The sequence below is a fragment of the Imperialibacter sp. genome (assembly GCF_040222815.1).
Classification (GTDB): Bacteria; Bacteroidota; Bacteroidia; order Cytophagales; family Cyclobacteriaceae; genus Imperialibacter.
Genome location: NZ_JAVKCH010000025.1, coordinates 155,864 through 170,984, shown reverse-complemented (window position 1 = coordinate 170,984; position 15,121 = coordinate 155,864). Strand labels below are relative to the sequence as shown.

Annotated in this window: 13 protein-coding genes; 3 read left to right on the top strand and 10 right to left on the bottom strand. The window is 45.9% G+C overall.

Annotation, left to right across the window (positions count from 1 at the left end; translation table 11 throughout):
• Positions 1-339: 339 nt before the first annotated feature.
• The 3 genes from RIF36_RS13615 to RIF36_RS13605 all read right to left on the bottom strand — a co-directional run bounded on the left by RIF36_RS13615 (position 340) and on the right by RIF36_RS13605 (position 2,057).
• A complete protein-coding gene (locus tag RIF36_RS13615; RefSeq protein WP_350119341.1) occupies positions 340-834 on the bottom strand; it encodes an outer membrane beta-barrel protein in 495 nt (164 codons plus the stop codon).
• Between the two features lie 139 nt (positions 835-973).
• Positions 974-1,468, bottom strand: a complete 495-nt coding sequence (locus tag RIF36_RS13610; protein ID WP_350119338.1) for a hypothetical protein — start codon at positions 1,466-1,468, stop codon at positions 974-976.
• A gap of 85 nt (positions 1,469-1,553) precedes the next feature.
• Entirely contained in the window at positions 1,554-2,057 is a 504-nt protein-coding gene (locus tag RIF36_RS13605; protein WP_350119335.1) for a hypothetical protein, read from the bottom strand.
• Positions 2,058-2,206: 149 nt separating this feature from the next.
• Between RIF36_RS13605 and RIF36_RS13600 the strand changes: the two genes are divergently transcribed.
• Together RIF36_RS13600 and RIF36_RS13595 are read left to right on the top strand one after the other, a co-directional pair.
• Positions 2,207-2,533 (top strand): PadR family transcriptional regulator, encoded by a 327-nt coding sequence (locus tag RIF36_RS13600; RefSeq protein ID WP_151996749.1) that lies wholly within the window; start codon positions 2,207-2,209, stop codon positions 2,531-2,533.
• Complete coding sequence (locus RIF36_RS13595) at positions 2,530-5,127, top strand: FtsX-like permease family protein (RefSeq protein ID WP_350119332.1); 2,598 nt, start codon at positions 2,530-2,532, stop codon at positions 5,125-5,127. Before RIF36_RS13600 ends, RIF36_RS13595 begins: the two co-directional genes overlap by 4 nt.
• A 70-nt stretch (positions 5,128-5,197) precedes the next feature.
• Here RIF36_RS13595 and RIF36_RS13590 read toward each other — a convergent pair whose 3' ends face one another.
• Positions 5,198-5,704 (bottom strand): fasciclin domain-containing protein, encoded by a 507-nt coding sequence (locus RIF36_RS13590; RefSeq protein ID WP_350119329.1) that lies wholly within the window; start codon positions 5,702-5,704, stop codon positions 5,198-5,200.
• A gap of 283 nt (positions 5,705-5,987) precedes the next feature.
• On the opposite strand from RIF36_RS13590, the gene RIF36_RS13585 reads away from it, so the two are divergent.
• On the top strand, positions 5,988-6,878 hold the full coding sequence (locus RIF36_RS13585) for an NmrA family NAD(P)-binding protein (RefSeq protein WP_350119326.1): 891 nt from the start codon (positions 5,988-5,990) through the stop codon (positions 6,876-6,878).
• On the opposite strand, the gene RIF36_RS13580 is transcribed toward RIF36_RS13585, so the two are convergent.
• The 6 genes from RIF36_RS13580 to RIF36_RS13555 form a co-directional block, all read right to left on the bottom strand.
• Positions 6,875-7,765 (bottom strand): polysaccharide deacetylase family protein, encoded by an 891-nt coding sequence (locus RIF36_RS13580; RefSeq protein WP_350119323.1) that lies wholly within the window; start codon positions 7,763-7,765, stop codon positions 6,875-6,877. The genes RIF36_RS13585 and RIF36_RS13580 overlap by 4 nt on opposite strands.
• Positions 7,766-7,790: 25 nt before the next feature.
• Positions 7,791-8,501 (bottom strand): 3-keto-disaccharide hydrolase, encoded by a 711-nt coding sequence (locus RIF36_RS13575; protein ID WP_350119320.1) that lies wholly within the window; start codon positions 8,499-8,501, stop codon positions 7,791-7,793.
• Positions 8,502-8,732: 231 nt separating this feature from the next.
• Positions 8,733-11,876 carry an efflux RND transporter permease subunit gene (locus RIF36_RS13570; RefSeq protein ID WP_350119317.1) on the bottom strand — a complete coding sequence of 1,048 codons (3,144 nt, stop codon included), beginning with the start codon at positions 11,874-11,876 and terminating at the stop codon, positions 8,733-8,735.
• A gap of 34 nt (positions 11,877-11,910) precedes the next feature.
• Positions 11,911-13,032: an efflux RND transporter periplasmic adaptor subunit gene (locus RIF36_RS13565; protein WP_350119314.1), complete on the bottom strand. Its 1,122-nt coding sequence runs from the start codon at positions 13,030-13,032 to the stop codon at positions 11,911-11,913.
• 22 nt (positions 13,033-13,054) lie between these two features.
• Positions 13,055-14,410 (bottom strand): TolC family protein, encoded by a 1,356-nt coding sequence (locus tag RIF36_RS13560; protein WP_350119311.1) that lies wholly within the window; start codon positions 14,408-14,410, stop codon positions 13,055-13,057.
• A gap of 55 nt (positions 14,411-14,465) precedes the next feature.
• The gene (locus RIF36_RS13555) at positions 14,466-15,083 is read right to left on the bottom strand and encodes a TetR/AcrR family transcriptional regulator (RefSeq protein WP_350119308.1); all 618 of its coding nucleotides are present in this window, start codon (positions 15,081-15,083) and stop codon (positions 14,466-14,468) included.
• Positions 15,084-15,121 lie beyond the last annotated feature (38 nt).

The window sequence follows — 15,121 nt, the reverse complement described above, 5'->3', positions numbered from 1 at the left end:
AGAGTTAACCGGAAGGACAATATAAGAGATATCCCTTTAATAATTGAAGAGCGCAAGAAAATGACCAACTGAGAAGGGTTGTCTGACTGCCGCTCTTCCCTGTGCGAGGGAATTTTCCTTCTGGCAGAAGCTTTCTCTCTGTCAACCTGCGGACTACGAAATGGCTTCGCTGCACACTGATTTGGTCCCGAAACCGGAAAAGCTTAAACAGTACGATGTCTCTGTTTTAAAAAAATAGGAGCCGCAGAGCTGAATTGCGAAGTTGCAATTGTGGTTAGCATGACACAAATAAGAACAGCCGGTCTCCCAATGCAGACCGGCCATCCTCCCTGCGAACTATTATAACTTATAGAACACGCCAAATCCCAACATGCCCTGGTCTGCATTGCCCAGGATATATTTGATCTCAAAGAATCCGTCAATCTTGCTCGTGAAGGAATAAGCCAAGCCGCCACCCATGTTCAGACCTACTTCAGTGTTGGTCGTTTTGGTGTCATTGACTTTTACTTTTCCGGTTGTGAAGTTTATCCCCACCAAAGGATACAATTTGACTGCCCCTCCCGGTGTGAAATTGTAGTGTCCGTCCACGTCGAACATCCATATGTTGGACTTCACTTTAGTTCCGTTTCCATTATTATAGGTATCAGGAAAGAACAACCCAAAACCTCCTGCTAGATCGATTTTCGGCGTGAGGCCTACCCTGGCTCCAAGTAGCACCCCTAATTTTTCACTTTGCATGGCGTACCCAAGACCCCCTTTCAGGCTTACATCCTGGGCTTTTACTTGCAGAAAACAAAGGGCACCAAAAAACGATAGAATGATAAATTTTCTCATAATGCTGGTTAGTTAAAATGATCTGATAATTCAATGCCCGAATAAAAGCAAAATAAATCAGTTTTGCTTATCAAAATTGATGGATACAGCATTTGAAAAGAAGGTCTCCAAATTATGACTTCGGCTTAGGCCCCACTACTCAAAAAGGTTGGTAAGTAAGCAGATAAGTATCAGCTAGCTCCTCTCTGGTTCGATGCAGTTGAAGTACAAGAGACTTTTCCTTTAGCTCGATGATGTCATACACTGTGGTTGCTGGGCCGTTGGTTAGAATGAGCTGGCTCCCTCCTTTGCAAATACACCAGGTTCCCTTCTCATACACCTGTGGGCTTTCGGGCCGGGCTTTGACTGGCCCCTCGTCGAAGACATAGGTGCCTTTCGCATCAAAGATGGCTACGTCATCAAGATCAGATGGATTGAATTGGCCGGTAACGTCTTTGAAATCTTTTGTGGTCGGCATTGCACCGTCGGATAACCTCCTGGCCTCTATGCTTACCTCCTGCCACCTTTTGTTGGCAAGCAACAGTGCCTGTTGAGTAAGGCGAAATTTACATGGAGGCGTATTTCTGGTCAGCAGCGTTCTATTGCAAGAACTAAAGGCTAACAGCAAAAGAACAAGCGCCGGAAATCTATTCATACATGAGGAAGCACGGTGGTGACTCCTCAAAACTAAAAATATAGTTAAATATAAACTAATGTTTTAGTTAATAATTAGTATGCTGTCAAAGTTGTCTCGTTTCAGCCTCTTTTGGAAAATGGCTTTTGAACCGCCTGTAAAACCAAAACATGAGGGCTGCCCCTATCCCACCCCAAAGAATGAAGCCAACCCAATTGTTGGGGTCTGCTTCGCCCGCTACAATATAGGCTTCAGGTACTGTGGGGTTTACAAGAAGGCTGAGTGTGTCACCGGTATGCACTTCGGAAGGATCGTCGGTGCTACCTTTCAAAATCACCCGAGTAAATTGGCGGGCCGTATCAATAACAGTCTTTTGCGGATGCTCAAAAGTTAAAACTGGCGTTATTTCCAAATAGTCTCTGTAGCTACCGGTGCCGATTCTGTCTCTTTTTTCAACAACACTCTCCCCAATCACATAAGCCTTTGTTGGTAAGCCATAATCATAAAGGGTCTCTGCTTCGAGTAGGTACTGGCAAGTTGACTGGTACAATACAGCTATACCAAGCAGACCGATGCCGATTGTCAAAACAAATGCGAATCCCTTTTTCATCTTCTTAAACTACGCTATTCCGCTCAACAATGAAACAAAAGTTCTATCTAAAGGCCATATGATACCGATCAATTGTAAAATTCTGTCATGTCTTCATTTAAGAAACAAATAAGTCTTTATATTTAGTCTTCAATTAGGACACTAATACTATGAAGGGAACGCAGCTCGGTGAATTACAAGAGGTTATACTTCTTTCGATACTGATACTTGATGAAGATGCTTATGGACTGAAAATTCAGCAGGACATCAGTGAAAGACTCAACAGGCGTTTGAGCCGGGGCGCATTGCACACAGCTCTCACACGATTGAGCGAAAAAGGGTTTGTTACCTCCCACTATGGCGGTGCTACTCAAGAACGTGGCGGTCGGCGCAAGCGCTACTATGCGCTCACTGTGAGTGGCAAAGCCAGCCTCAGGGAAATGAAAACCCTCAGAGACGAAATGTGGAGCCTTGTCCCTTCAACACAACTGTTATGAGTCATCCGCACTTACCCAAGTTTTGGTTCCGGCTGCTACAATGGTTTTGCAGGGAAGAACTGTTCGAAGAGCTTCAGGGAGACCTGGAAGAGGCTTTTGGAGAAAACATTGAAAGCTTTGGTTTGAAGCGAGCACGAAGCATTTACCGGCTAGAGATACTAAAGCTGATGCGTCCATCTGTAATCAAAAACGTACCTGCCGTGAGGATCAGTCAGTTGCCAGGAAATTACCTTATTACTTCCATTCGGGCCTTCAAGCACAATCCATTCTATATAGGAGCCAATATTCTGGGTATGGCCCTTGCGCTTTCCATCGGCACCATCGGGTATTTCAACTATCGGTTCAACGATACTTTCAACGAATATTTCCCTGAGGCGACATCCCTTTATAAAGTCAACGGACTGCGCATTGGTGAGTCAACCGTAGGTACCAGTCCGGCAGCCCTTGCCCCTGCCCTGAACCTCGTCGGCATAGCAGCCTTTCGCTATCACGACGAGCGCATAGCTGTGAAGCTTGAGAACCAGGCTGGCACCGGAAGCGGACATAAGCTGTTCATGGAAGGCTTGTCCTTTACCGACCCTGGCTTCATTCGCTACTTTGATTTGATAAATATCAACAACGAACCATTGCCAGCCCTGAGCCATGGTGAAGTTTATGTGTCGGATGAAACGGCTATGAAGTTCTTTGGCGAGCCTTATCCGGTTGGCAAACTGCTGACGGTTATATTGCCAAATCATCAGGAACGGCTATTGACTGTGAAAGACGTTTTCCCAAAGCTCCCTAACAATACGAGCTTCAGGCTGTCTGTCATTGCCGACTTTGATCACTTATCAGACTTTTATGGAATAGATGAAAATAGCTGGTCCAATTGGATCGATGGCACGTTTATTTACGCACCTGAAGGCGATATGACCAGGGCGGTGTCACAAATGAATACTTACCTGGATGTTCAGAACCAAGCGAACAAGGACTTACAAATCAGTGGGTACAGACTCGACAATATACTGGAGTGGCCAGCCCTAGAGGCATCGTTGCACAACTCGGCTTTTGTACCGCAAATGCATCCGGCAGCAGTAGCTGGCACGTTGGGTTCTGCCATTGGTATTTTGCTTTTGGCCTGCTTCAATTTTATCAACACCAGTATTGCGCTGTCGGGCAACCGCCTCAAAGAGATCGCTGTGCGAAAAGTGCTGGGAGGAAATAGAACGAGCACAATTGCCCAGTTCATTCTGGAAAACTTCCTGATGATAGGGATAGCTGTGGTGATTGCGCTGGCCCTTACCTATTATATGATTCCAGGCTACAATGCCATGATGAGCTACGAGATCATTCAACCTGATCAGATTCCATGGACCACTTTTGTATACTTTGGTTTGGTACTGGTGTTGTGTGTCGGGCTGATGGCAAGTTCCTACCCTGCTTTCTACATTTCAAAGTTTCCCTCGCTTGCCATCTTCAGAAACAAAGTAGTGCTTTCTGGTAAGAATAGGCTGATGACGGTACTGCTTACAATGCAGTTTACGCTCTGCTTCTACAATATATTTGGCCTGCTGGTCACCGCCGACAACGCATCGTATCAGGAAAGGCTCGATAGAGGCTATGACCTTGGGGGAGTGATTAATATTCCTTTGAGTCAACCCCAACAGTACACTGCATTAGAAGATCGCCTGAAACAGCAAACTGATGTCAGGCAAATGGCTGGTACGAGCTCGCTGATTGGGTTCAGCTTTAACAACCACTCAATTGGTTTCAATGGTCAGGAATATGAAGTCGCCGAACTGGGTGTAGGTGCCGGATACCTTGAAACACTGGAAGTAAGGCTCATCAATGGCTCAATGTTTTCGCAAAGTGAGACCAACACAGGCGAGGCCAGGAAAGAAGTGGTGATCAACAAAATGCTTGAAGAGCAGCTGGGAGGCGATGCGCTCAACAAGCCGGTCACATTTAATGGGGAGAAATACACTGTGATTGGCGTAGTGGAGAACTTCAATCTGCGCCAAATCATGTTCGACAACAAGGTAAAGCCTTGTATGATGCGCCTTGAAGCTCCTTCAAGTTACAGCTATGCCACACTGAAAGTGGATGGATTGACAACAGACAAAAACAGGGAATTGGAAGCCCTATGGTATGAGCTGTTTCCACAGGAGCTCTACGGTGGGTTTCTTCAGGAAGACGTTATGCAGCAGGTGAGGCAAACCAACTTTATCATGATCAATATCAGCACGATAGTGGCCACTATTTCCATTCTTATATCTATTCTTGGGCTGTACACGCTCATTTCACTTATCGCACAAAAGCGAAAGAAGGAGTTTGGTGTTCGGAAAGTAATGGGCGCCTCGTGGCAGCAGATCACCCACCTGCTGGGAAGGGACATCTATTGGATCCTTGGTATCGCCGCCCTCATTGGCCTTACCGGCGGGTCAGTGGTGATGAACGCTGTTTTTGATAGTATCTATGCCTACCATATCGACATTGACCTTCTCCACTATGTTTGGCCAACCATGATCATTCTTGGGATTGTTGTAAGTGCTGTGGGCTACAAAATGATGCAAACCAGTAAGTTGAATCCTGTGGAGCAGTTGCGAACGGAGTAAGATGGCTTCGAATAAATTAACAAAAAAGCCCTCCGTGAAAGGGGGCTTTTGATCAACTCAATAGGATAAATTACTTGGGTAACACCACAGTATCAATGACATGAACAAAGCCATTTGTACCCTTTAGATCAGTTGCTGTTACATATGAAGCATTGCCTGATTCGTCAGTCAATTTCACCTTCATTCCCTCCATCGACGCAACTAGCCTACCACCACTCACAGTTGTTAATTCCGCCTTTCCCTTCCCACTTTTGATAGCGGCCACAACGGCAGCAGCATCGAATCTTCCGGGTACTACATGGTAGGTTAATATTTTTGCCAACTGTGCTTTGTTCTCCGGCTTCAATAAGCTTTCAACAGTGCCTGCCGGAAGTTTTGCAAACGCAGCGTTGGTTGGCGCAAATACAGTGAAGGGCCCTTCACCTTTCAGCGTGGCAACTAGGTCAGCCGCTTTTACTGCAGCAACAAGCGTAGTGTGATCCGCAGAGCCGATCGCAATATCGACAACATCTTTTCCCTGACTGAAAGCCACTGATGAAGTAGCTAAAGCGAGCATTAGAACGAATAATTTTTTCATGATTGCTTTTGTTTGATTGCAGTCCGAACAGAGTGTTCGCAAATAGGTTTTCGAAAAAGGATGTTTTTTTTTGAGCTAGCTCAAAAAGCCAACTATCCAAACTTGCCATGTGAAGGCAATCAATAGCCTGCGGTACCGGCGTGTCGTCTGAAGAGAAAATGCTCTGACTTACTAGTTTGATTTTGGTATAATTGTTTGCCATTTCGGTGAAAGGCACAATTTGAATAGTGGGTATTTGCCCTTTCGATTGCTCTGGTAAACGTGGAATTGTATAACTAAGAAAATGAAAAGAGTACTAGTAACTGGTGCAACGGGAAACATCGGAAGAGAGGTGATACACTTTCTCAACGAATTGAACCAAGAATGCGAAATAATCGCCGCCGCCCGAGATGTTGAGAGCGCAAAAAAAGAGTTTTTAGGGTACCCGAGCTTGTCCTTTGAATGGTTTGATTTTGAAAATCGGAATTCGTTTGCTTCGGCGTTTGAAAGTATTGACACGCTGTTTCTTCTTAGGCCGCCCCATATTTCGGAAGTTGAAAAGTACTTTCAACCTCTTTTGCTGGCAGCTAAGGAAAGTGGCATTGAAGAGATAGTTTTTTTATCGGTTCAAGGCGTGGAAAAGAGTAGCATTATCCCTCACAACAAAATAGAAGCTCTTATACGGAGTTATGGCTTCAAGTATATTTTTGTCCGTCCCGGCTACTTTATGCAGAACCTGACAACGACGCTTTTAGCTGAAATCCGGAAGAACCACACAATCACACTCCCTTCAGGACACGCCAAATTCAATTGGATTGACATAGGGAACATTGGAGAGGCTACAGCCATGCTAATTAACTCATTTCCTGAGTATCAGAATGCTGGCTACGATATTACTGGCACCGAAAACAAAGACTTCTACCAGGTCACTTATCTAATGAGCAAAGTGATCGGCACAGAAATTTGTTTCAACAGTATCAACCCGTTAAGTTTTTACTTTAAAAAGAGAAATGAGGGCGTTCAAAAAGGCTTCGCATTAGTGATGACGATGCTTCACTTTTTACCAAGGTTTCAAGAAGAGCCTGAAATCTCTGAAAACTTCGAAAAACTAACAGGCAAAAGCCCCACTAGGTTAGTTGACTTTATCGAAAGAGAAAAAATAAAAATGACCCCGGCTCAATTGGATGTGAGCTAGGATTTGCTGATCACATTTTTTATATCACTCCAGGTAATCAATTTGATGTCATTTTCAAAAAGCGCAGTTCGGCATCGCTGACTGGAAAAATAGTCATAGTCAGTCTGCCTCCATTCTGACCCAAAGTTGGGATGGTTGATGGCAATACCTTGCATCTCATGGTTATCGAAGGCTGGGTGGATCAAAATGACATTCAAACCAGAAGGTAACCGGTTCAGTACCTGCTCATAATAGTCGGCAAGACGGCCTTTCTCAAAATCAGAAAACGTGCCGAGAAAAACTCGGTCTACAACCAAATCGTCTTTGCGAATATGCAAGTCTGCGTTTAGTCCAACCTGTTCCATCATTTGCCTATTGATCAATGTCGGTAGGCCGTAAAAACGTCCTAAACCTCTGTAGATATCCAGAAATTCGGCACGTGCGCCAACACTGTACATGTGTGAGTCCAAATGAGAAGGCCTCAAACCAAAATTTAAGGCTCTTTCTACCTGAGCCTTAAGCTCTTTTCGTATCTCGTCGCTTACGGCATGTTGGGCAAGCAACTTCCTGCTTGGGTAAAAATACCCATCTTTGTCCACCAGGCTCGGAACTTCATCAGCCGGAAGAACCGGGCCAAACTTATAGTCCTGCCATTCACAAGTTAGCGTTAAATGGATGCCGTAATCTATGCTTGGCTTGCGTTTTGCGTATTGTGCCATCTCGTTAAACCAAGGGCACGGAACCATGATACTGTAGGAGTTGACCATTCCAGTTTCAACTGCCTGCATCGTAGCTACATTTTCAGCATGACAAAGGCCAGCATCGTCGGCATGAATAATGAGCAACTTACTATTCTCCGAATAGCCAAGAGCTTCTATGAGTTTAATAAACAGAGTACCGGTTTTCAACACAGGGACAGCTTAGGCGCTTCGATTATAGTTGTCTGATTTTGATGTTCCTGTAAACCACCTTTCCTGCATTCTGCAATCCGATATGGCCTGATTTCGCTTTGCCATAGTTAGGAACTTCTGCCCATTTACCCGATGCTTTTCTATTTTCCCAATCTTCGCTGCCAAAGTCATACTCTACCACTTTGACTCCATTAAGCCAGTGCTCAACATGGGGATAGTTGACAGTGATTCTAGTAGTATTCCATTCTCCAGCCGGCTTCACTTCGGTGCCAATCGGTGCATGCATCGCATAATTGGCAGCGGTATATTGATTGGGTTTCATTTGCTGCGGCCATCCTTTATCATCCATCACCTGATACTCCGGGGCAGACTCGTAAATAGGCTGATCGCTGTCTCTCTGAACATAAAAAAATATGCCTGAACTATTTTCGGGTGCGACCTTCCATTCTAACGATAAGTCGAAATTGGCGAATGTCTTTTTTGTAATAATGTCCTCATTTGCATCCCAGCCAGCGCCCGAAGCGTGCAGCTCTCCATTAATCAGGCTCCAGCCTTTAATGCTATCCTGGCTATACATTTGCCACTGATCCAGTGTGTTCCCTTCCAAAAGTAGCGTCGAATTTTCAGGCTGATCGCCTGTAGCCGCTGTCGCACTTTCGCTTCGCTTTTCACTGGTACAGGAAAATAGGGCGAACGTTGCAAAAAGTAGGGAAAGTGATTTAATCTTTTTCATGCTTTAAATTCTTCTTGTGCAACCACAAATATAGTGGATAATCCAATTTAATATATGGCATACTGTCTCTGACAACGGTATAGAAATTGAACGAATCAAATTTAGATTTCTTACAACACGGAGCATACATTGAAACCAAATCGAATGACAATTCGACCAAAAGATAGAATAAGAAGGCCCGGATTATCCCCGGGCCTGTTCAATTTTTGCTGTATCAGTTTGGTTAAGGCACTAGCTGGTTGCGGCCTTCCTCATTCTTCTCCTATAAGCAATTTTCGAAATAGCGACGTAGAGTACCGGCACCACAAAGATAGCCAGGGAGCTAGCCGCCACCATCCCTCCTGCCACCGTCCAGCCAATGGTTTTTCTGGCTTCAGCACCGGCGCCCGTGGAGATCGCCAACGGCAGCACACCCAAAATGAACGCCAGCGACGTCATGATAATGGGCCGCAGACGCAGCCTTACAGCTTCTAGCGTTGATTCTATAATGTCCTGCCCGGCGTCAACTCGCTCTTTTGCAAATTCCACAATCAGAATGGCGTTCTTGGCTGCCAGCCCTATCAACGTAATCAAGCCAATTTGAGCATAGATATTGTTGGTAAGCCCCGGAAGAAATGTGAGGGTCAATATTGAGCCAAAGGCACCGATAGGCACGGCAAACAGCACCGAAAATGGAATAGACCAGCTTTCGTAGAGTGCCGCCAGAAACAGGAAGACAAAGACAATGGACACGAGAAATATGATACTCTGCGTATTGCCAGCCTTTACTTCCTCGTAGCTCATGCCACCAAACTCATAGCTATAACCATTTGGGAGTACTTCGGCTGCCACTTCCTGCAACGCTTTCAGGGCATCGCCGCTGCTATAGCCCGGAGCGTAAGTGCCGAGAATCTCAGCCGACCGGTAGATATTGTAGTGTGAGATAAGCGCCGGCGTTTCTATCACCTTGGTGGTGATAAGAGCGCTCAATGGTACCATCTCACCCATACTGTTTTTCACAAAGTACTTACCGATGTCATCGATGTCTTTTCTGTACACAGTATCGGCCTGGGTTACCACCCTAAAGTTTCTCCCGTAGATATTAAAATCGTTCACGTAGCTGCTTGCCAGCAAAGTCGACAAAGTACTATATGCCTGCGCCACGTTGACGCCCATCTTTTTTGCCTTTTCCTTGTCAAGGTCGACCTGGTAAGCTGGGGTACGGGCCGAAAAGAACGAGTAGGCCGCTGCTATCTCAGGCCGCTGATTAGCCGCTGCAATAAACTTTTGCATGGTCGCCTCAAAACCGAAGATATCATCGGGGCTACTGGTTTGCAGCAGCTCGAAAGTGAATCCGGACGACCGTCCAAGACCCGGGATAGGCGGAGGGGCAATTGCCAGTACCCTGGCTTCTTTAATATCAGAAGTCATGGCCATGACCTGCCCAATGATTTTTTCCACACTCTCCGTTTCGGGGTCACGTTCGTCCCAGTGTTTTAGGTTCACAAACAGTGTTCCTACGTTCGATTTATTGGAAAAGGTGAGGATGTTCAATCCGGCCAAACCTCCCACTACATCCAGCGATGGTAGTGTCATGATTCGCTTTTGAAGCTCCAACTGCATTTCAATACTCCGATTTGTAGACGTGCCTTCTGCCATTTCATACGTCACAAAAAAACGTTTTTCGTCCTCAGTAGGAATAAAGCCGGTCGATTTGTTTTGAAACAGAAAGAAAAGCCCAACGAAGAGGCAAATCATCATCACCAGCACATACGGAGTTCCCTTGATCCACTTTCTTACCCCGTTGGTATACGAACCCGCCACTTTGTCGAACCAACGGTTGAACCGGCTGAAGAACCACTCCAGCCCTTTCTTGCTTTTAGACTGATCAGACGGTCTCAACAGCAACATACACAACGCCGGTGTCAACGACAGCGCAACGAAGGCTGAAATCAATACTGAAATGGCAATGGTAATGGCGAATTGTTGATAGAGTTTGCCGATAATACCTGGCACAAAGCCAACCGGAACAAACACCGCAGCCAAAATAAGGGCGATGGCAATGACCGGCGCAGAGATCTCCTTCATGGACTTAATGGTAGCGTCCTTTGCTGAAAGCTTATGAGTATCCATATTGTGCTGAATCGATTCCACCACCACAATGGCATCATCGACGACTATACCGATGGCAAGCACAAACGCAAACAGTGTAAGGGTGTTAATCGTAAAGCCAAAGGGAATAAAGAAGATAAAGGTGCCAATCAGCGACACTGGGATCGCCAGGATGGGGATCAATGTAGCCCTGAAGGTCTGAAGGAAAAGAAACACTACCAGGATCACCAAAATCATGGCTTCCATGAGCGTAAAGGCCACCTCTTTGAGCGACACTTCCACAACAGAAGTCGTTTCTAACGGAATCAGATAATCAACGTCTTTGGGGAAGCTGGCTTTAAGCTCTGCAAGAGTTTCCCGCACACCCTGATTTGCTTCGAGAGCATTGGCACCCGGCTCCAGGTAGAGAAGAACAAACGAAGCCGGCTTACCCATTACAAAAGGATGGTTACCATAGCTGGACTTGGCCAGTTCTACCCTGGCTATATCCTTGAGGTAAACCATATTTCCCGTGACTGGATTGGTTTTTACCACAATATCTTCAAAATCTTCAACGGTGCTTATCCTGGCGTTTGTTAGTATATTGAACTCAAATGTCTGCGTCGATGCCTGAGGTGTGCTGCCAATTGTTCCCGCCGAAATCTGAAGATTTTGCTCCTGCAGGGCGGCGTTCACTTCGGCTGGGGTAATTTTGAGATTGGCCAGTTTTTGAGGATTCAGCCAAATACGCATGCCAAAATCGTCGCCCACTGAAAAGATATCCCCCACTCCCTTTACCCTGAGCAGGGCATCTTTCATGTAGATATTGGCGAAGTTGCCAAGGAAAGTGGCATCATGTGTGCCTTCAGGAGAGTAGAGAGCCAGTGCCATAAAGATACTCGGGTTCCTTTTACGCACAGTAAGTCCCAACCTCCTCACAATCTCGGGAAGAGTGGGCTCAGCCACACTTACCCGGTTTTGGACGTCGAGCGTAGCAATGTCGATATTAGTGCCTATGTCGAATGTGACAGTGACGCCACTCGCACCGCTGCTGGTACTATTGCTCGACATGTAGGTCATGCCCGGCGTACCGTTTATTTGCGTTTCTATCGCCGTGGTGGTGGTTTGCTCCACTGTTTCAGCATCAGCTCCTATATACAGGCCACTCACTGCTACCGTGGGAGGCGTAATATCAGGGTATTGAGAGATGGGCAATGTGCTCATCGCTATCAGACCAACCAGCACAATCACAATAGATATGACGATGGCGGTTACGGGTCTTTTTATAAAAACATCTGCGACCATTTTTTCTTAATTGAATAGATTCTGGTTGAATTATTTACTTCGCTACGGCAGGTGAGGCAACGCTGATGGCTGCGCCTTCTCTAAGATTCTGAACACCCTCTACCACAATTACCTCTTCTTGCTTCAAACCATCTACGACGACGATGTTGTTGCCAATTTGTTTCCCCAGTTTCACCCGTCTTTGCGATACCTTGCTACCGTCGGACACGTAGACAAAGAATTCGCCCAGCTGCTCCGTCACCGCTTTATGAGGTATGGTGATAGATTTACCCGACACATTCGACAGCACTTGCAGGCTGCCACTCATGCCCGGGCGCAACATGTGCTCGGGATTTGGCAGTTCCACCCGAATTTTGATGGTGCCCGTTTGTGGATCTACCGCCCTGTCGATAAAGCTTAGCTTTCCAAAATGTGGATACAAAGACTTGTCAAGCACCAGTTGGAAAGTGGAATCGATGTCGTTGTCACTGCCTTTAGCCAATATCTGGCTAAAGCGACTGATTTTACTTTGGTCTATAACTACATCCACTGCCATGGGGTCATCGGAAGAAATAGTGTTAAGCAGCGTTTGGCCGGGCGTTACCGACGCACCAAGCTTCACTGCCGAAATGCCAATGGTTCCGTCAAATGGCGCCACAATCGTCGAGTAGCGCACATTGGTTTGCACGCTGTTCACAGTGGCTTTCGCTGCCTCTACAAGTTGCTTGGCTGAGGAGTAGGCCGACTCAGCATAGTCTACCTGTTGTTTGGCAATCGCATCGTCTTTTTCAAGCTCTTTGTATCTTTCAAGATCCTTTTTTGCTTTATCGAGATTAGCCTCCTGCACAGCAAGGTTCGCCAATGCCTGGCTATATGCCGCCTGCGACTGCTGCTGATCGATGGTGTAGAGCTTCTGCCCTTTTTTTACTTTATCACCTTCTTTAAAGAAGATTCCCGTGATATAACCGCTGACCTGCGGACGAAGCTCCACTTCCTGCAAAGCCTTCACAGTAGCTGGGTATGCTTCATAATAAGGAGCGATTGTGTAATTGACCTCTTGCACGGTAACGGCTACCGGGCCCCGTGCTGGCCTTCCTTGTTGATTGTCACTTCCGCATCCTGCGGCAATTAGCAGTAAGCCAAAGGCAAAAAAGATGTAAATTTTATTCACTGACATGTATGGTTGAGTAATTAAAGAATTAATAATTGATTTGGCCCAGGGCTTTCAGCACATCCATTTTGCTGGCAAGCACCATGTACAGGGCATTGTAATAATTGATACGGGTAGTTCTCAAGTCGCTTTCTGCGATAGTGACTTCGAGGTAGGTTTTTACGCCACTCTGGTATTGAAGCTGAATGATGTCATAGACTTCCTCAGCAAGTTCAACATTGTCCTTTTGAGCCTGATAGAGTCCCAAATTGCTTTTGTAGGAAGCCAGCGCTCTGGTGTACTCAGTATTTATGGCGCTCTTCAGGTTTTTCAGTCCAAGGTCTAACCTCCCGTTCGACAGGTTCGCTTCCTGTATCTTAACAAGCCTTTTTCCTCCCTGCAAAAGCGGAACACCTAATGTAACACCCACAAAAGAAAAGGGATAGGTGGTGTTGTACAAGTCGCTGAAGTTATTGTTTTGATAATTTAGATTATAGTTCCCAAACAAACTGACAGACGGTAGAAAGGCCCACCTACTGTAGTTCACATTGGCCTCCTGAAGGCTTTTCTGTGACTGCATGATCTGAAAGTCAATATGATCAGCGTAATTCACTTGCTGTGTAGTGTCGAGCATTATTTCCTCTTCCATCAACAGCGGATCATACTGCACCGGCAAGTTCTGATCAAGCGGATAGCCCATCAGCGTTTTCAGGTACTCTTGCTTGTACTTCAATAGTTCCTGGTTGGTTTTCAAAGAGGCTTTGGCGTTGGTTAGCAAAATAGTGGCTCTTTTGTAGTCCGTTTTATCCGACACACCCGAATTATACCGGCTTTGTGCATCCTTCAGGCTCCGCTCCAGCCTAACGATTGATTCCTCGCTCACCTCTATTTGCTGCATCATGGCCAGGGCATCATAAAATGCCTTGGCCACATTCATTACCACGTCAATTTTACTGCGGCTGGTATTGAGACCTGCCTGACTTCTTACCTGAGAAGCGGTACTGCTGGCCAGTAGTACATCTCTGTTGAAGACAGCCTGGCTGGCACTGAACTGTGCCGAAGAGGTATTATTAACGCCAAACCGGATCACGTTCCCTCCTATCACGCTCGCCTGCAAGTCAATAAACCGTTGGTAGTTATAGGTGAAATTAACCTGAGGATACCAGTCGGCCAGCTTCCCTTTGATGGCCTTGTCGGTAATTTCTTCGTCAATCAGGGCTTGCTGCACATTGGGCTGGTGAGCCAGGGCATATTCCACCACCTTGTCAAGTGTGGCAACCTCCAGTGGGTCGCCACTCTGGCCCAGCGATAAAGTGGTATTCAATAAAACTAACACAAGTGTCAGCATCGACATCCTGAGGGATGCTTTTTGAAACAAATGTGCTTTCCGTAGAAAAAGCTGCATACTCAAATTTGTTCTTAAAAGTTTGTTAATAAGTTACCGGTTGAAGAAGAAGTCATTAGCTAACTGATGGCATTTCTTCCTTAAAAATGGTCATGTAGATGACCTGTTTTCGTTCAAGCAAAAATTCGTGGTAAGCCTCTTCCGTCATGCCGTGAATAGTTCTCAAAATAGGCTTAGCCAGCATTGGATAGTTGCATAACGCAATAAGGTTAACCAAAAAATGTTCGGGCGTAATGGGTGCCAGCCTTCCCTGCTGGATTTCTTCGGCCAGCTGATCACGAATCAGGTCACTTGATCGGGACTGGTTCCTGGCGCAGTAGGCTTCGGTTCTATCCTTGTTTCTCACAGTTTCGCTGATGATGAAGTTCTCCAGATATGGATACGTCATGTTGTAAGTAATGATCGCATCAATGTACCTGGCTATCTTTTCCCTAAACGGTAGGTCGAATGACAGAATGCTTTTTACCCGTTCTCGCTTTTCTTCCATCGCTTCGTCCAGCAGAATACTCAGCATATGCTCCCTCGACCTGAAGTAGTAGTGGATCAAAGCCCTGTTCACCCCAGCGGCGTCAGCAATTTCCTGGGTAGTTGTTTTGATCAGCCCTTTCTTAAAAAACAGCTCTTTGGCCTTCTCTTTGATCACCTGCTCAGTCTGTGCTTCTTCTATTTTCATGGACAAAAGCCCTTTACTTTTTTGTTTAACATTTTTGT